The sequence below is a fragment of the Clostridium sp. HGF2 genome (assembly GCF_964240115.1).
Taxonomy (GTDB): Bacteria; Bacillota_I; Bacilli_A; order Erysipelotrichales; family Erysipelotrichaceae; genus Clostridium_AQ; species Clostridium_AQ innocuum.
The window spans coordinates 44,474-62,221 of sequence record NZ_CAXSSO010000010.1; the positions used below are offsets into that span (position 1 = coordinate 44,474).

At 43.7% G+C, this 17,748-nt stretch carries 21 protein-coding genes and 2 pseudogenes; 21 read left to right on the forward strand and 2 right to left on the reverse strand.

From position 1 onward, the window contains the following. Positions 1 to 125: 125 nt before the first annotated feature. Positions 126 to 2,057: an NAD(+) synthase gene (locus ACESPQ_RS16140; protein ID WP_002608394.1), complete on the reverse strand. Its 1,932-nt coding sequence runs from the start codon at positions 2,055 to 2,057 to the stop codon at positions 126 to 128. A gap of 252 nt (positions 2,058 to 2,309) precedes the next feature. Between ACESPQ_RS16140 and ACESPQ_RS16145 the strand changes: the two genes are divergently transcribed. After that, positions 2,310 to 3,218 carry a cation diffusion facilitator family transporter gene (locus ACESPQ_RS16145; RefSeq protein ID WP_008818984.1) on the forward strand — a complete coding sequence of 303 codons (909 nt, stop codon included), beginning with the start codon at positions 2,310 to 2,312 and terminating at the stop codon, positions 3,216 to 3,218. A gap of 336 nt (positions 3,219 to 3,554) precedes the next feature. On the opposite strand, the gene ACESPQ_RS16150 is transcribed toward ACESPQ_RS16145, so the two are convergent. Then, the gene (locus ACESPQ_RS16150) at positions 3,555 to 5,069 is read right to left on the reverse strand and encodes a 4Fe-4S dicluster domain-containing protein (RefSeq protein ID WP_002608396.1); all 1,515 of its coding nucleotides are present in this window, start codon (positions 5,067 to 5,069) and stop codon (positions 3,555 to 3,557) included. Positions 5,070 to 5,396: 327 nt separating this feature from the next. Between ACESPQ_RS16150 and ACESPQ_RS16155 the strand changes: the two genes are divergently transcribed. From ACESPQ_RS16155 to ACESPQ_RS16250, 20 genes and pseudogenes are all read left to right on the forward strand, one after another. Next, positions 5,397 to 6,857 carry an aldehyde dehydrogenase gene (locus ACESPQ_RS16155; RefSeq protein WP_257379429.1) on the forward strand — a complete coding sequence of 487 codons (1,461 nt, stop codon included), beginning with the start codon at positions 5,397 to 5,399 and terminating at the stop codon, positions 6,855 to 6,857. 6 nt (positions 6,858 to 6,863) lie between these two features. Further along, positions 6,864 to 7,658: a polysaccharide deacetylase family protein gene (locus ACESPQ_RS16160; protein ID WP_257379430.1), complete on the forward strand. Its 795-nt coding sequence runs from the start codon at positions 6,864 to 6,866 to the stop codon at positions 7,656 to 7,658. A 113-nt stretch (positions 7,659 to 7,771) separates the two neighbouring features. After that, positions 7,772 to 8,278 carry a hypothetical protein gene (locus ACESPQ_RS16165; RefSeq protein ID WP_044905376.1) on the forward strand — a complete coding sequence of 169 codons (507 nt, stop codon included), beginning with the start codon at positions 7,772 to 7,774 and terminating at the stop codon, positions 8,276 to 8,278. 752 nt (positions 8,279 to 9,030) lie between these two features. After that, complete coding sequence (locus tag ACESPQ_RS16170; RefSeq protein ID WP_257366783.1) at positions 9,031 to 9,711, forward strand: dihydrofolate reductase family protein; 681 nt, start codon at positions 9,031 to 9,033, stop codon at positions 9,709 to 9,711. A 198-nt stretch (positions 9,712 to 9,909) separates the two neighbouring features. Then, positions 9,910 to 10,352 (forward strand): annotated as a pseudogene (locus ACESPQ_RS16175) (GNAT family N-acetyltransferase). Between the two features lie 329 nt (positions 10,353 to 10,681). Beyond that, the gene (locus ACESPQ_RS16180; RefSeq protein ID WP_153810621.1) at positions 10,682 to 10,849 is read left to right on the forward strand and encodes a hypothetical protein; all 168 of its coding nucleotides are present in this window, start codon (positions 10,682 to 10,684) and stop codon (positions 10,847 to 10,849) included. 25 nt (positions 10,850 to 10,874) lie between these two features. After that, positions 10,875 to 11,201 (forward strand): MazG nucleotide pyrophosphohydrolase domain-containing protein, encoded by a 327-nt coding sequence (locus ACESPQ_RS16185; protein WP_002608404.1) that lies wholly within the window; start codon positions 10,875 to 10,877, stop codon positions 11,199 to 11,201. Between the two features lie 60 nt (positions 11,202 to 11,261). After that, entirely contained in the window at positions 11,262 to 11,618 is a 357-nt protein-coding gene (locus ACESPQ_RS16190; RefSeq protein WP_002608405.1) for a winged helix-turn-helix transcriptional regulator, read from the forward strand. Between the two features lie 69 nt (positions 11,619 to 11,687). Next, entirely contained in the window at positions 11,688 to 12,134 is a 447-nt protein-coding gene (locus ACESPQ_RS16195) for a pyridoxamine 5'-phosphate oxidase family protein (protein WP_181952835.1), read from the forward strand. 755 nt (positions 12,135 to 12,889) lie between these two features. Further along, positions 12,890 to 13,399: pseudogene (locus ACESPQ_RS16200) on the forward strand (class I SAM-dependent methyltransferase). Next, entirely contained in the window at positions 13,390 to 13,647 is a 258-nt protein-coding gene (locus ACESPQ_RS16205; protein ID WP_002608408.1) for a hypothetical protein, read from the forward strand. Before ACESPQ_RS16200 ends, ACESPQ_RS16205 begins: the two are co-directional and overlap by 10 nt. 70 nt (positions 13,648 to 13,717) lie before the next feature. After that, positions 13,718 to 14,071 (forward strand): n-acetylglutamate synthase, encoded by a 354-nt coding sequence (locus ACESPQ_RS16210; RefSeq protein WP_109770978.1) that lies wholly within the window; start codon positions 13,718 to 13,720, stop codon positions 14,069 to 14,071. Positions 14,072 to 14,111: 40 nt separating this feature from the next. Continuing rightward, complete coding sequence (locus tag ACESPQ_RS16215) at positions 14,112 to 14,612, forward strand: GNAT family N-acetyltransferase (RefSeq protein ID WP_109770979.1); 501 nt, start codon at positions 14,112 to 14,114, stop codon at positions 14,610 to 14,612. Positions 14,613 to 14,982: 370 nt separating this feature from the next. Continuing rightward, positions 14,983 to 15,195 (forward strand): ATP-binding protein, encoded by a 213-nt coding sequence (locus tag ACESPQ_RS16220; RefSeq protein WP_002608411.1) that lies wholly within the window; start codon positions 14,983 to 14,985, stop codon positions 15,193 to 15,195. A gap of 24 nt (positions 15,196 to 15,219) precedes the next feature. Continuing rightward, positions 15,220 to 15,372, forward strand: a complete 153-nt coding sequence (locus ACESPQ_RS16225) for a hypothetical protein (RefSeq protein ID WP_156346805.1) — start codon at positions 15,220 to 15,222, stop codon at positions 15,370 to 15,372. Positions 15,373 to 15,547: 175 nt separating this feature from the next. After that, a complete protein-coding gene (locus tag ACESPQ_RS16230) occupies positions 15,548 to 15,799 on the forward strand; it encodes an HAD hydrolase family protein (protein WP_109770980.1) in 252 nt (83 codons plus the stop codon). A gap of 55 nt (positions 15,800 to 15,854) precedes the next feature. Beyond that, positions 15,855 to 16,316, forward strand: coding sequence for an NUDIX domain-containing protein (locus ACESPQ_RS16235; protein WP_257379432.1), 462 nt, complete (start codon positions 15,855 to 15,857; stop codon positions 16,314 to 16,316). Beyond that, a complete protein-coding gene (locus tag ACESPQ_RS16240) occupies positions 16,313 to 16,510 on the forward strand; it encodes a DUF4177 domain-containing protein (protein WP_257379433.1) in 198 nt (65 codons plus the stop codon). The genes ACESPQ_RS16235 and ACESPQ_RS16240 overlap by 4 nt, the downstream gene beginning before the upstream one ends. Beyond that, positions 16,507 to 16,779: a transporter gene (locus ACESPQ_RS16245; protein WP_257379434.1), complete on the forward strand. Its 273-nt coding sequence runs from the start codon at positions 16,507 to 16,509 to the stop codon at positions 16,777 to 16,779. The genes ACESPQ_RS16240 and ACESPQ_RS16245 overlap by 4 nt, the downstream gene beginning before the upstream one ends. Before the next feature lie 152 nt (positions 16,780 to 16,931). Next, positions 16,932 to 17,594, forward strand: coding sequence for a hypothetical protein (locus ACESPQ_RS16250; protein ID WP_257379435.1), 663 nt, complete (start codon positions 16,932 to 16,934; stop codon positions 17,592 to 17,594). Positions 17,595 to 17,748: the final 154 nt, after the last annotated feature.

Here is a 17,748-nt window from a genome sequence, read left to right on the forward strand (position 1 = left end):
TTACAGCAGGATTGTGAAAAAGGTTCAAGGCTGTCCGTGAATGGATTGCTTTGAACCTTTTTATGGTATTGCATTTTTTTAAATACCATATCACTGCGAATTGCAAATATCTGATCATACGGGGTCTATTGCAGGTCATTCACCTGCCTAATCCACGCCGCTGCACTGGCATCACTCGGCATACGCCAGTCACCGCGCGGGGAAAGACAGATGGAACCTACCTTAACGCCGTCCGGCATTGCGTTTCGCTTGAATTGCTGTGTAAAGAAGCGACGGTAGAATATCCGCATGGTATCAAGGATAACCTTACGTTCTTCCTGTGGAAAGGCGAGCATTGCAAGCTTCAGTATCTTGGCAGGGGCATAGTGATTTCTCAGCATGTGGTAGAGGAAAAAGTCGTGATATGCATAGGAGCCGATGGCATCCTCCGTTATCTGTGCGATTTCATCATCAGCCTTCGGTGGCAGAAGCTCCGGCGAAACCGGTGTCGCACAAATATCATCCAATACATCAGCGATATCTGTTTTCTCTGTTTTTCGCATTTCCTGCGCATATGTTTTTACGAGATGGCGTACCAGTGTTTTGGGAATGGATGCATTGACACCATACATGGACATATGATCTCCGTTATAGGTACACCATCCCAGAGCAAGCTCGCTCAGATCACCGGTACCCAAGACAATGCCGTTGTATGTATTGGCTAAATCCATCAGAATCTGCGTTCTCTCTCTTGCCTGTGTGTTCTCATAGGTGATGTCCAGTTGTTTCGGGTCATGCCCGATATCGTGGAAATGCTGCTCGCATGCATCATGTATGGAAATTTCTTTCACACTTGTATGCAGGGCAGCCATCAGCTTATGGGAATTGCCGCGTGTTCGCCTTGTGGTGCCAAATCCCGGCATGGTTACTGCAAGGATACCCTTGCTGTTGAGACCGAGCCTTTCAAACGCCATATGTGCTACGAGCAGCGCTAGCGTGGAATCCAGACCTCCGGATATACCGATAATCAGCTGTGTACAATTAATTTTCTTCAATCGCTGTGCAAGTCCGGCAGCCTGCATATGCAAAATCTGCATACAGCGTTTGCTGCGCTGTGCTTCCTCTCCTGGTACAAACGGATAAGGAGAGATGTCACGCATCAGCTGCAACGGCTGCGTAATCGGGGCAGTTCGTATCGTAACCTCTGTATAGGTGCAGCTGTCCTGAATCTGCATCGCTGTATGAAATTTCAGCCGCTCACTGCGGCATTTTTCCAGGTCGATTTCCCCATAGAGAATGTGTTCCTCTTCCAGTATTTCGGATTCTGAAATGATGGTGCCGTTATCTGCGATGATGTCATGTCCGCTGAATACCAGATCGCTTGTACTTTCACTGACACCTGCCGAGGTATAGACATAGCCGCACATGTTTTTGGCGCTGTGTGTTGTGATTATCGCCTTGCGATATTCGCTTTTGCCGACTGTTTCATTACTGGCAGACAGATTGACGATTACATTGGCTCCATGCCCGGCATGTCTGGTAGATGGGGGAATAGGCACCCAGAGGTCCTCGCACACCTCGGCGGCAATTACAGCGCCGCTTGTTTCATCATGAATCAAAAGATTCGGTGTGAAGGGTACAGACTTTCCAAACAGACTGATCGTATCCAGCATGCGCTGCTCACTGTCTGAAAACCACCGCTTCTCATAAAATTCATTATAATTCGGGACATAGGTTTTGGGAACGATGCCGAGAATATCATGCTTATATAGAAACGCTGCACAGTTAAACAGATGATTCCCCTGTCGAAGGGGAAGACCGACTGCAAGGATGGCTTCACTTTCATTCTCATCCCGCAGTGCTTTCAAGGCTGCCAGACAATCATCCAGCAACAGATTTTGATACAGCAGATCCTGACAGGTGTAAGCACACAGCGACAATTCAGGAAACACCGCAAGCCGTATATCGGGGCGCAGGGTATGCAGCAGTCTCTGCATGGTCTTTCGATTGGTCTCCACATCCGCAATCTGAACAGCAGGCGTAATACACGCAACATGAAAGTATCCGTAATTTTCCATAATATCTGACCTCACTTTCCTGTTTAGTATAAGCAAAAAGTAAGCAAAATACAATAAATTCATATATGGAAGGTGAATGCATACCTTGTAATGCAGTACAAAAAGCGATACAATGGAAACAGGAAAGGATTGTGAAACTATGCTTGTCCACTCGGACAAAAGAAAAAAGCGTACATCCAAACAATATATACAGCCGGGCCCGTTTCAATAGAGAAGGGTATTTCTTTATGGAAAAGTGAGGCTGAATATACTATGAATAAAGAAAAAATGAATTATGAACAGCGTCTTCTGCATGTGACGGTCGCTGCGGGAATTCTGTTTTCCGTAATCGAGGTCATGATGGCAATCTATACAAATTCACAGGCGGTGCTGATGGACAGTATCTATGACGGTGCGGAGGCTGTTGTCCTTGCGCTGATGGTCTTTCTTGTACCGCTGCTGTACCGCCCGTATTCGGAGCGCAAGCCATATGGCTACTCCCAGCTGGAGTCCTTCTTTTTGTTGATGAAGGGAGGTTTTCTGGCAGCTGTAACTATTGGATTGATCGTTGGTAATGTACAGATGATCGTTAATGGCGGAAATCATGTGGATCAGGGAATGATTGGCTGGTTTGAGCTGTTTCTGGCAGTGCTGTCCGCTGTCATACTCATCGCCTTACTGGTGATGAATCGCCGTGTCGATTCTCCTTTGATAAAAGCGGAGCTGCTGGGCTGGAAAATTGATGTGTGCAGCAGCATCGGTGTTGCCGCTGCGTTTCTGTGTGCCGGCCTGTTGGCCGATACCTCGCTTGCGTGGCTGTCTCCCTATGTGGATCAGATTATCGCCATCGTCATTGCGATGATCATGCTGCCGCAGCCATGGCGTATGATGAAGGATGCATTTCGCAGTCTGATTCTGTTTGCGCCTGAGGAGGATGTAACACAGCGGATTCGAAGGCTGGCGGATCATGAATTCGAACGGTATTCCTATGAACCAACCTTTTATAATATCATACAGACCGGACGAAAGCTTTGGGTGGAAATATACATCCGCAACGATACCAATATGATCAATGTGACGCAGCTTGCGGCTATACAGAAGCAGCTGAGCAGCTCCCTGCAGGATATTTATGATGATGTCTATGTGGAAATCACACCGGATATCAAAGAAGCGGCAGGCTGATTCTCAGGTATATGTAATTTGAAAAACGGCTTACAGCATCCTCGCAGAAAGGTCAAGTGCAGGACAGCCTGAAAGTCCATCACTTTAGCTTATTCTAAAGGTGAACAGTATACTATCGTCAGAAAAGAAAGCCCCTGTACACGAAGGACTTCCTTTTTCAAAAGACATCCTGTAGCGAATTGGGTTCTTTCTCGATTGCAGGTAAACGTAAAATAGGGAGACTTCCAACTATTGCAGTTATCAATACAAGTTGAAGTCTCCCCTTTTGCAAACACCCTAAAGTAAGAAAGAACCTCGAATTGCTGTACAGGATGTCTGTTTTATTTTTTTATGTGTTTATTCTTTGGTCAGTAAATCCAGGTTATCCAGATATTCACTTTCGAATGCAAGCTTTTTTTCTGCATCATTTGTATATTTCTTAACCAGAGCACTGGATTTGATTACCGGCTGCAATGTTCCGGCACCGGCTACACAGCCACCCGGACATGCCATACCCTCCAGCAGATAGCCGTTTCTTTTTCCAGCCTTTGCCATCATCAGCATGGTGCGGCAGTTTTTCAGACCTTCAGCGGAATCGATCAGAACCTCCTTGTCCGGATGCTCCTTCTGAATACACTGCTTCACCGCATTGGCAACGCCTCCGCTGACAGCAAAGCCACGACCATTGGCAGTGCCTTCCTCAAATGGAGCGTCTGCCTCGACCTGCGGCAGGTTGATTCCCTTTGCTTCAAACATCCCCATTACCTCTTCAAAGGTCAAGACAAAATCCACATCACTTCTCACACTTTTCCTGCTGGCTTCCAGCTTCTTTGCGGCGCAAGGTCCGATGAAGACAACCTTTGCGTCCGGCTTTTGCTTTTTGATCAGCCGTCCGGTCAGTACCATCGGAGTCAAAGCCATGGAAATATACGGCTTGAAGTCCGGGAACAGCTTTTTCGCCATAACAGACCATGCAGGACAGCAGGAGGTCGCCATGAACGGCTGCTCAGCCGGTACCTTGCTCAGGAAATCCTCAGCTTCCTCCACTGTACAAAGGTCAGCACCGATTGCAACTTCAACAACATCCGCAAAGCCAAGCTCCTTTAACGCTCCTTTTACCTTTTCCGGTGTGACAGTCGGTCCAAATTGGCCGACAAAGGCAGGGGCAATCGCGGCAATCACCTCCTTACCGGACTTCATCGCATGAATGGTTTGGAAAATCTGTCCCTTATCGACAATGGCACCGAACGGACAATTCACCAGACACATACCGCAGGATACACACTTATCATAGTCGATTTCCGCCCGACCCAGCTCATCGGAGGTAATGGCATCCATACCGCAGCTTCTTGCACAAGGACGCTCCAGCTTATTGATTGCACCATATGGACACACATCCATACAGCGTCCGCATTTGATGCATTTCTCCTGATCGATGTAGGATTTTCCGTTCACCATAGAGATCGCATCCTTTGGACATACCTCCTTGCATGGATGTGCCAGACAGCCCTGACACGTATCGGTTACCACAACCGTCTTTTCCGGACATGCATTGCAGGCAAACTTGATAACGTTTACCAGTGGGTCATCGTAATATTTTTCGGCGATGGCACTTTCTTCAATACCATCACTCAAGGAAGAATGCTCATCCATTCTTCTTACAGGAAGACCGATTCCAAGACGCAGGCGCTCACCAACAATGGCACGCTCCAGAAAAATAGAATCACGGTAAGTAGCACGTTCTCCCGGGATAATTTTAAATGGCAGCTTTTCAATACTGCTTGCATAATCTCCGCCTTCATAGGCAAGGCGGGCGATTTCTGTAAAGACATTTCTTCTTATATCAGTTACTGAATTGTAAATACCTCTCATAACGTTTCACCTCGATTCCATTATACTGTATTTATTTCTATTTGTAAGCAGGAAATGTAAATTTGTGAAATTTTTCGTTACCTCCATAATCAATCGCTTTTTCAGTGAATGACAGCGATAAGCTATGAGACAAAGGAAATGAATAAGACACATGGTAGACAAAAATTCCAAGCAGCAGGAACGAAAGCATCGTGTTCCAGCAGGGTGGCCTGCGGTATGTATCCCTTATAAATACTCATAGAGGAAAAAATTTGATATATTTTATGCATACGATACTGCGGCAATGCATATCGCGGTGTATGTTTCGATTTGAATGGAAATCCGGTGATGAAAAGCAGCAGAGGTTTTTCAGCCGTAAGGTACACAAGCAGACAGAATTCTGCTATAATTTCAGAAACAAAGGAAACAGGTGATGGTATGGAAATCAAAGGATTGGTAAAGAAACAGCGTGCATATTTTCGCACGCAGGCAACAAAGGATTTGGAAATACGCCGAAATGCATTGAAGAAGCTGCGTTCAGCAATTCGCGACATGGAAGCGGAAATTCATGCGGCTCTGCGCGCAGACCTCAATAAATCCGATATGGAAGCGTATATGAGCGAAACCGGTATGGTGCTGAGTGAGCTGACCTATCAGCTTCGCCATATAGAGCAGTGGGCAAAGCCAAAGCGCGTTCATACACCACTTGCACAGTTTTCAGCAAAAAGCTGGACGCAGTTTGAGCCTTATGGGGTAGTTCTGGTAATGGCGCCGTGGAATTATCCGTTCCAGCTTTCACTGGAGCCGGCGATTGGCGCGATAGCGGCAGGGAATACGGTCATCATCAAGCCGAGTGCCTATGCGAGCGCAACCTCTGCCATCATCGCAAAGCTGATTCGCCGTTGCTTTCCCAGTGAATATGTGGCAGTGGTTGAGGGAGGCCGCCGTGAAAATACAGAGCTGCTGGAGCAGCGCTTTGATTATATCTTTTTTACCGGCGGAGTAGAGGTCGGCCGTCTGGTCATGGAAAAGTCCAGCAGATATCTGACACCGATCACGCTGGAGCTTGGCGGTAAAAGTCCATGCATTGTAGATAGGAGCGCAAATTTGAAGCTGGCTGCCCGCCGTATTGCGTTTGGGAAGTTCCTGAATGCGGGACAGACCTGTGTTGCCCCGGATTATGTATATGTAGAGGCATCGGTGAAAAATGAGTTTCTGGCTTATCTGCAGGACAGTCTGCATACCTTTTTTCAGGGAAGTGCCATGGATTGTGCAACCTATCCGAAAATCATCAATAAAAAGCATTTTGACCGCCTTTGTGCACTCATGCAGGAGGGAAGCATCTGTATGGGCGGAGCCATCCGTGAAGAAACGTGTCAAATCGAGCCAACGGTAATTGAGAATATCTCATGGGACAATGCCATCATGCAGGAGGAAATCTTTGGTCCGCTGCTTCCGATACTGACCTTTACGGATCTGGATGAGGTTATACAGACACTTCTGGATAAGGAAAAACCTCTGGCATTGTATCTGTTCAGCGAGCAGAAGCAGAATCAGCACAGGGTGTTGTCAGCTCTTAGCTATGGGGGCGGCTGCATCAACGATACGATTATTCATCTGGCAACGAGTGCGATGGGCTTTGGCGGTGTTGGTCAAAGCGGGATGGGAAGCTATCACGGCTATGACAGCTTTCAAACCTTCTCTCACTGCAAGAGTATCGTAAAAAAAGCGAACTGGATCGATCTGCCTTTTCGCTATCACCCCTATACAACATGCAAGCAGCGCCTGGTGCGTCTGTTTCTGAAGTAGGTGTTTATGCGTCAGAGAAAGCTAACGGTCATTCTGCTTTGCATCCTGCTATTGCTGTATGCGGGAAATGCGCTTGTGCAGGCGTTTAACCGCGAGGACGGCATACCGATTATCGGCTATCACCATGTTGTTCCGGATGCTGATAAACAGGCCTTCTTCCCGAACAACATGTGGGTGATCTCCCTCTCTGATTTTGAACGGCAGATGCAGCTGTTAAAGGAAGAGGGCTACCACAGTGTGACACTGGAGGATGTATATGCCTGGAAGATGGGGAAGAAAGATTTGGATGAGAAAAGTATTGCCATCACCTTTGATGACGGATTTTATTCAACGACGAAATTTGCACAGCCGGTATTGAAGCGCTATGGCTTTACCGGCTCGGTATTCGTGATTGGCTCGGCTATTGATGAGCAGCACGGTCCCTATGATCCTAAGCTTCGCCAGCATGCTTCCCATGCGGATATGCAGGATGAACGTGTGCTTCAGTATTTCTCACATTCCTATGATCTTCATCATAAGAATGCGGATGGCTTTCGCATCGATCAGCTAAACGATGAACAGCTGCAAAGGGATACGGAGCAGGCCGCAAAGCAGGGCTCTATCACCTATTACGCATATCCGTATGGGAAATATAATAAAAGAATACAGAAAATTCTAAAGGATAACGGCACGCGCCTTGCCTTTGGATACAATGAGAACTGCAAAGCAAAACGCAGTGATGATTCCTATGCACTGCCGCGGTTTAATGTCAACGCCTATACCAGACTGGATGTATTCCGCGCCATGCTGGAAAGCAAGTAAGAAAAAAACACAGATTTTCCCTCCACCATTGTGATACGCCTATGTTGGGCATCGGACATTTGCATATAGTGGATTGAGATGGATGAAATCTCATATAAAGGAGGAAATCTTACATGTATAACTCAAGATGCAATTGTTCTTCCAACAGCGGACGCGGGTCTTCCTGCGCACGCAATGGAGAAAGAATTCTGGTAAACCAGTCCGGCTGCAATACGGAAAGCCGTTCTCGCTGTTCCTGTGTCAACACCTACCGTCCGGGCTGCGGTGGTAATCATGGCAGCTGCGGCTGTCATCACCATGACAATGACTGCGGTTGTGGAAGCAATGGAAACTCTCATGGCTGTGGCTGCGGCAATCACCGTCCGTGTCCGCCAAGACCATGTCCACCAAGACCATGCCCGCCAAAACCGTGTCCGCCAAAACCATGTCCACCGAGACCATGCCCGCCAAGACCGTGTCCGCCACGCCCTAGCTGTGAGGACCGCTGCCGTGAGCAGTATCGCCGCTGCATGAGAAACTGCCGACTGCGTGATGATGATCTGCGTGAGGATTATGCGGAAGCATTCGACTATGATGAAACAGATAGAAAATACGAAGAGTACGAAGAATACGAAGATTAACAGCTGATTCCTTTTTCAGGCGATTCATTTAACAAACGGACTCCTGCATGTATTGCAGGGGTCTTTACTATTGTGGGAATTTACATATTTGGCGAATTAGAATTATTTACAGTTATATGTGTATAAATCGTCATGTTAGAGAGAAAGAAAAGCAGAAAGAAAACACAAAAGATCTGCAGGGGATATTAAGATATCGATGAATAAATTGATATATTCAAAATAAAAACAGTCAGCATAGTGAGATATACCAATGATATGCCCATTTGCAAAAACTTCGTTCTTTATTTTTCAATGCAGTTTAAACAGGATAGTATACTTCGGCTTATCTGGGAATGTAGCAAGGTTGTGTAAACAAGCTGAAATGAATCTGCTTTAAGCCAAAAAATACCTGCCCTTTCTTATGAAGATTTATACAGAGGTATTACGTAAAAACGTTAAATATACTATAATTACGTTATATCGCATTTAGAAAGATACCTAGGCAATATCAAAGCGATAGAAATAGAAGTGGAGTCTTTTATAGAATTCACTTCTTTTTGTATTCACTATTCTTAAAATAGCAGGTTCCATCGTGAACTACCGAAATGATATAAGTATTGAGTAAGCTCGATTATGTCAATAAGTGGTAAATAGGTGACTGCTTTTATTTTTTACCTCATGAAGAAATCCAGCTTGCAACTCGGGAGTTTATTCATTCATGACAATTTCATTTCACTGTGTTAGAATGAAGCTAGTCATAGGAGGAATGAATTATGGATAGAGCAGTAACCACCTTGTTTATGCTGATGTCAGTAGACGGGAAAATCAGTACCGGGTCATCGGATGAATTGGATGTCGATAAAGACTTTCCTAATATAACCGGCGTTAAGGAGGGACTTCATCAATATTATGAATTTGAACAAATGAGTGATCTATGGTCCTTTAATACCGGTCGAGTTCAGCAGAAAATGGGAGTAAATGAAGAGGATTTCCCGGCAAAATCGCCTGTATCCTTTGTGTTGCTGGATAATCATCATCTAACGGAGCACGGCATTCGGTATTTCTGTCAGTTGTCCAAGGAATTTGTGTTGATTACACAAAACCCCGCACATCCGGCATTTTTAGTAAAGGAAGATAATTTACACATCATCATGCAGGATACGTTGGATCTGGCAGGCGCTTTGGAAATTTTAAAAGAGGATTATGGATGCAGTCGATTAACGGTACAGTCAGGAGGTACCTTGAACGGACTTTTTTTGAGGAATAAATTGCTGGACTATATAGATATTGTTGTTGCCCCGATATTGATTGGCGGAAAAGATACTGCGACACTGATTGACGGAGCTTCCATCACATCTGTAGATGACTTGCATGCATTGGGAGTACTGAAGCTGGAAGCGTGTGATGTACTGAGAAATTCGTATATTCGCCTAAGATATAAAGTGATCAATTGAAAAGCTGGTCGGTTTAAAATGTCAGTATTTTGGTATATAGGCGCTATGGCGATAAGACGGCACACTTTCTTTTATGGATACTGTAACAGCATATGCAATAGGAGGGCTGTTTCACGTGCCTGTATTGGTTAGGCAGTGCTTGTTGTTGATGGTACTTTGACTCATAGAATATTTGTTAGAATTACAGAGGATAACAAAATGAAAATCATTGAAGCATAGATAGATATCCAACACTGACAGGGCAGCTGCTAGAGGTGTGGGAAAGCTCTGTAAAAGCAACCCATCTCTTCCTGACAGAGGAAGAAATAGAAAATATTAAGAACTATGTGCCACAGGCAATACAGGAAATACCGTATTTAATTATCGTGGTAAATGAACATCAGGTTCCCGTAGGATTCATGGGAATTGCAGAGCAGCATCTTGAAATGCTCTTCATTTCTGACGTAGAAAGAGGAAAAGGCTTGGGCAGAGAATTGCTTACATTCGGAATAGAAAAATATTCAGTGAATGATCTGGCAGTAAATGAACAAAATCCTCTAGCAAAAGGGTTTTATGAATACATGGGATTTAAAGTGTATAAAAGGACTGAGTGTGATGAACAAGGCAATCCATACCCACTTTTATATATGAAATTGAATTGATCTGTACGATTACACAAACGAATCTGCTAGAATATTCACAGGGTATGGAAAGGCTGTATGTATAGGTCTGAGCCTCCTGATCAAAGATATGGTTCATTCTTATATATAATAGAAAAGGCAATAGAAGAAGATTATGTGCAATCAAGCTTTTGTAGATACCATTGGTCATCAGAATTTTCTGAAACAGGCTTGTAATATGAATGTTATCAAAGGTAGGTGTACAGTTCCCACTGGAGAATCCATTACCTACCCATTTGTTGATATCAGGACTACAAGGAACTCATAGATGAGCATGAATAGATTACTATAAGCAGAATATGCGCAGGAGGATGATGGTGAAAAACAGGAAAAACAGAAAATCCAGTTCTAATGATAAAATCGCATGGGGCCTGATTTTGGGATTTATGGGCGGACTATTATTGGATAATATAGCACTTGGTTTAGTGGTTGGGCTGCTGATTGGCAGCTTGCCTGAATGTATAGAAAAGGGAAAGTAATAAACCAGAATGAAAGAAGGATAACATGGATGAATTTACGATCAATGAAATGAAAGAAATGCAGCTGATTTTGCAAGAGAAATATAAAGATAAATGGGAAGGTATTTCTGTTCTAGCAGGCAGGAACAAGCTGCTTTGGATGATTGGAGAAATAGGCGAAGTCATAGACATCGTAAAAAAGCATGGGGATTTTGAAGCGGCTCATCAGGAAGATATAAGAAAAGATCTAATTGAAGAATTAGCTGATGTTCTAATGTATTATAACGATATTTTGTTGTGTTATGATATATCTTCCGAAGAATTAAAGACAGCATATAAAGAAAAATTCGAAAGAAACATGAAACGCTGGTAAAGGTATGTACTGCACGGCCTCTATACAAGTGCTGTGATAAAGCTAAACAGGAGGAGCAATTTGAAAACACGTATGGAATACACCTGTCCTCTGGAGCTGACGCATGATGTTACAAAAGGTAAATGGAAACCGATTATTCTGTGGCAGCTTGGAAAAGGGCGCCGCTCATTATCTTCCTTGAAAAAAGAAATACTGGGCATCACACAGAAAATGCTGATGGAACAGCTGAAGGAGCTTTTGGAATACGGTATGGTTGAAAAGCATACGTATGCCGGTTATCCGCTGCATGTTGAATATTATCTTACCAAGCGCGGAGAGCATATGCTGGAGGCGATTGCAATCATGCAGGAAATCGGAGTGGAAATGATGCTGGAGGATAACCGTGAGGAATTTTTGAAGGAAAAGGGACTTATATAGTCACAAAAAAGTGGGTAATGTACAAATGCTTCCGATCAGACTACAATGGAGGAAAGGTTGGTGAGTGATATGATGAAAGATTGTGAAGCAACGATTGGCAGGCTGATAGATAAACAGACAACAGCATTTGTCAGCTCCGTGGATCTGGACGGCTTTCCAAACACGAAGGCAATGCTTTCTCCGAGAAAGAGAATCGGTATTCAAACATTTTATTTTACGACAAACACATCCTCCATGCGGGCAGCACAGTACCGAGAAAACCCGAAGGCATGTATTTATTTCTGTGATAAACGCTATTTTCGAGGTGTTATGCTGATAGGAACTGCAGAAATTCTGGAGGATACTAAAAGCAGGGAAATGATATGGAGAGAAGGGGATACCATGTATTATCCTGAGGGAGTAACGGATCCGGATTATTGTGTTTTAAAGATTACTGTAACAAAGGGCAGATATTATTCCAACTTTCATTCGGAAACGTTTGCTGTACCTGCTGTGAAACCGATAACTCCTGAATAATCGATTCCCTGCTGAAATGCAATGGATAAAAGCATATGCCCCAGGGAAATGAAATTCATGGTCGGAAAAGCAGAAGGATATTGCAGGCTGTTACCTACATATGCCTTCAAAGAGCAGAAGCTTCTGTTTCTTCAGCATCAGTAAATGTAAATGCTTTTTGTGGATATATTGATCAGGAGGTGGGCTGTTGCTGGAAACCGGACAAGCGAAATAAAAGGAAAAACCATGTAATGCGTTCGGATTTTATGTATGCCTTTCACAGGAATCGGATATCCGCAGACAATTATGGAAAGGGTTTTGTGCAGATTAGACTGTACATTCCCTTTTTTGTTAAGTATAATCTACATAACAGGCTTTATTGACACAAATGGTCTAGCCTCTTTTGAGGCTAGTGGATCTAAATCTTTTCACGAAGTGATATATCATCACGTTTCCCGTCTAGCCTCAACCTGAGGTTAATGGATCTTAATTCAAGATCGGTACATCTAAATATGAATACAAAGCTTTGTGTTTGCAGTAGCTTTACATAGAATCACCATCTTTGTACCACCCTGATCCGTGGGATGACCAGCTACATCTATTTTATATCCATAACAAAAAGTCATGGATGAGTTACACAAAGAGCTGTTAAAGGTTGCAGGAAGTTCTGGAAAGCTTATGCTTCAGCTGAAAAAACGGCATAGAACGATATGCGTTGAATATAACTCAGCGTAAACTTGTGAAAGTGATTGTTCTTCATGGAAGGGGAAATGGACATGGAGCAGAATTCAAAAGACAGTATAGAGAAAACAAAACAAGGATTCGAAGAAAGCTTCAAAAAAGCAGCATATTATGATATGCAAACACAGGACGCATCACACCTGGAAGCAATCCTGAGTTTTCTACCGATACGTCCGGGCATGAAAATACTGGATCTGGGAACAGGAACAGGTTATCTTTCCTTTGCAATTGCGAAGCGATATCCGGACTGTGAAATATATGGGCTGGATATCGTTGCGGAAACATGATGCAGGAATCGTGATAAAGCAAATGCTTTACATAGGAGAAATCTGCATCTTATATGCTATGAAGGTATAGACTTTCCATTCGAAGCTGTAACCTTTGATATGGTCATAACCCGCTATGCTCTGCATCATTTTCCCGCAATTACGCAAACATTTCAGGAAGTATATCGTGTATTGCGGCAAAAAGGCTGTTTCTTTCTCTGCGACCAGCACCCAATGAAGATGATGAAAAACGATTTGTCGATGCTTATATGCAGATGAAAAAGGATGGACATATCAAATTTTATACGCTGTATGAATGGCGGCAGCTTGCAGAGACTGCCGGTTTTACATACCATGATTCTTTTGAAACACAGATCAGATTTCCCAGAAAAATGGATGCTGCGTTCGGATTGGAATGCATTATGAAATCCTTTGATGAAAAGACGGTCAGCGGATATGATATTGAAATACTGCAGGATGAAATCTGGATTACGGAAAAGGTTCAGAATGTGATGTTCCTGAAATAGTGCGCATGCAAAACGCAAGGCGCGTTGTATAGCAGGCAGTAGGGAAGATCATAAACAGGAGGCGATAACGATGGCAAATGAAAATAACATAGATTATGATGGAAAAAGCTTCATTCCAAAGCTTAACAGTGCGAATGGCGAGGTCAGTGAGCAGACTGTATTTCATTACCATCAAAAGGATACTGTCATATGGGCAGAATATGCAGGCGGAGATATCTTGAAGGGATTTCTGATTGGAACTGTGGATGAAGCAGGAATGCTGGACTTTACCTATCAGCACCTGAATATAAAGAAAGAAATCAAAATCGGGAAGTGCCACAGCATACCAGTTGTTCTAAAGGATAACTGCATAGAATTACATGAGCAGTGGCAGTGGCTCAATGGTGACCACAGTAAGGGAACCTCCATTCTCATAGAAATATAAGAAGCATATGGATAACAGGACGAAAAGGAGAAGGTGAATTATGAATTACGAAAATGCGGAGGGCTGCAGAATCATTCAGGCAGGATTCCAAGAACAGACATTGCAGGTGGTACGTACGATCACCAGAGAAACGATACAGGAAATCTATCCTCACTATTATCCGAAGGGCGCAGTAGATTTTTTTCTCTCACACCATAATGACGCAGGAATTCGTCAGGACTTGGAAGCCGGCAGTGTTTATCTTTTATTGAATGAGAAGCAGCTTGCCGTCGGTACTGTCACGCTGAAGAATCATGAGATATGCAGGCTGTTTGTTCTGCCGGCACACCAGAAAAAGGGATATGGCCGCAGGCTAATGGATTTTGCAGAGCAGAAAATATTCGAATGTACAGATATCTGTAGATTCGATGCATCACTTCCGGCAAAGGCAATCTATATCAAACGCGGCTACAGGGAAAGTGCATATCATATCATACCGACAGAAAACGGTGATTTCCTATGCTATGATGTGATGCAGAAAACAAAGAATACAGATAAATAAACAGGTGTCGATCGGCATCCTCCACACGATCGTACAGCATGTCATGCAGAAAGCGAATGTGTGGATATACAATTCTGGAATGTATGCAGAACAGATGTGCTGGCACTGGTACATATGGGGAATGCGACTCCATATAGATGCGGCCGTTTAAAAGAAGAACCGCAAAATGCATAAAACTGTCTCTTATACAAAACCCCTTTGATTCATATTACAGAACAACTCTGATTTCGTATATTCGTAGAAAGGATACATAAAACAGATACAAAACAGAGAACATATGCAAATGTTAAAAATCTTTGACAGACTTCCAAACAGTTTTGCTGGAGTAGAAGAAGCCCATATCGTATAAACATTCATGAAAGGAGTCAACATGGAATTAGGAACCGGTTGTTCATATGCTGCAAAGAAAGATTGTGCGCAGCTTGAATGCGGCAATGCTTTCTCGCGTACAGGCCTCGGCTTGGAAATCGCACGGAGTCTACTGGAGCGTATGCATGGCAGCATCTCTGCAGAGTATGCGCAAAATAGGCTGTGCATCTGTATACGGCTGCCAAATACTGCAGAGAAAACACATACCGTGTGAAAGTTTAGCAACAGGGGAAAGCACATGCCGCGGATTCCAAAAAACGGTGCTGTAAGACCTGATAAAGACAACGCGTATGGCAGTAAGGCTTACCGTCAAACAGATAGTGACTGTCATCATGCCTCACAGCTGCATGACGACAGCAGAAGCTGGAATGGTGGAAAGGTCTGTGCTTAACAGATTTTGAATGCAGCATATTTACAGCGGGGCTTCTCTCATCCGCCATGCGTCCAAGCGTTAAAGCCTGTAGCATACGAAATATAACAGGAAAAGGTGGTAATGCAGCGTATTTGCTGTACATTACCTCTTTTGTTTACTATAATTTAGATTAAGGTAGGAATAATCGAGAGCGGTGGATATCATTCCGGCAAATGGTGGAAAAGGACTCGGTGTCAAAAAGGTTCTGGACTATGTTCCGTTCACCAAAGAGGAAGCCATCGCCTTTGGAGATAGTACCAATGACATTGAAATGCTGCAGGCAGTTGGAACCGGCATCGCCATGGACAATGCCAGTCAGGATGTAAAGGCCGTGGCGGATGTAATCTGCGGCAGTGTCAGGGAGGAAGAAATTTACCGGTATTGTAAGGAAAATCACCTGATCTGACAGGCCATCTGCATGATGATTGATTGAATATCAAGGAAAAAAGGAAGTGAAGCTTATGGATGCTTATATACGTGTAGGAATCGGTGTTTTGATTCTTCAAAATGGAAGGCTGTTGCTGGGACACCGCGTATGCAATGCAGCGGATACCGGTGGGATTTATGAACCGGATTCCTGGTGTCTTCCGGGTGGAAAGCAGGAATACGGGGAGACGATTTTAGAGGGTGCCGTAAGGGAAACAAAAGAAGAAACCAATCTGGATATCAATGACTTACAGGTGTATAGTGCCGTTGATGATCTGCAGCCAGGTAAGCATTATGTCACCATTCAGGTGATAGCCCGTGCCTGCAGCGGGACGCTTTGTGTTATGGAGCCGGAAAAGCAGGATGAATGGAAATGGTTTCCAATCGATCAGCTTCCAAAGAACATATACACGCCTTCAAAAAAATTTATTGATGCTTATTTGATGGCACATAAACAAGATGATTTACAAGAGGTTCGCAGGAAGGAGACCCTATGAAACAATATGAATATGGTAATGTTGCTTACATAATGAAGGACGTGGTTCTGGCAGTCATAATGGAGCATCGTGATATCATAAATGACTATGCCGCAAAGGGCTACCGGTATGCTGGAATGATACCGACAGAAATCAGTGCAAACGGCTGTATCCGCAGAATCGATCTAATATTTGAAAAGGATGGGATCTTATGAGTGTATACTTTTCGATATGCGTCAGTTTATCCGTAAGTCTGCTCCTAGGTGCCGTGGGCGGCGGTGTAAAAAAGAAGCTGATAAAAAAGGACTATACGCAGAAACAAATCGCAAGAAATATCAAATTCATCAGTAAAGCGGCAGGTCTGCTCAAGTATGTCACCTGCCTTGTTCTTTTACTGGGGCTGCTCTGGTGCAGCTATTATCTCATACTTGGCATTATGGAGCCAAAGATGGCAGAATATATGCAAACAACATGTCGGAGTTGATTGTTGCTGTTCTGAGTGTTATTTCCATCATGTTTGCCTTTGTGGAATTTATCAGAAGAAAAGAGTGAGGGTGTTACTGACAGCCTGTAAAGAAAGGAAGAAGATGAGTGTAGCTACTGTGGGGCAGGGATGCATATCGGAAGGTAAGGTTTATGATAAAGCAGATTAGAATGCTTTTGGTTGCTCTGTCGGTCATATTTTTTATGACGGCATGTAAGGATACTGCTTCATATACTGCAGTACAAAGCATGTGGAATAAGGATATGTTGCTCTCTTTGAAGCAGGCATTGCTTGAAAAGGCGATAGCTTCGTATTACGGGGGAGATGGTACGACAGCGGCTATGGCATTTATGAAGCATAAGAGTGTGCAGCGATTCATGGCGATGTGGGTTCAAGAAGAAACAAAGGATATCGATCAGCCGATTTGGAATTATGACAGCTTTGCCAGAGTTTCTATACGCAATCATGAGCTGAAGGAGTTGTACACAGATAAGCAATTCTACTCCTGTACATTTACGGATGGACACGGCCGCTGGGGGTACTGTATTTTCCAGTATGACGAAAAGGAATCCGCAGTATCAAACTGGGAGGTGAAGGAAACCACACCGTATCAATATGATTTGCGGGTGAATATGAAAGAGATTGTTGATCGTATTATGAAAACCGACTTGGACATCCTCACCACTTCCGCATCAAGTGTTTATTTATATGATGAAGAAAAGAAACAGGCGGAGCAGGTTATCTTGTTTCATGATGAAAATGCTGTCTATATCTGTTATTACGGGGATGCTGTCCTTCGTATGGAAAAGGTGTAAGGGACAGTAAAGGAATCTCATATATAGGAATGAAAGCAGCAGGCTTTGATTGAATTTATAAGTGGTCGCTGTGTGCGTTTAAATTCAACAAACTATCATGGAATGATTCATCAAAATATACTGTATAATTGAAAACGCAGCTGCAAAGACAGCT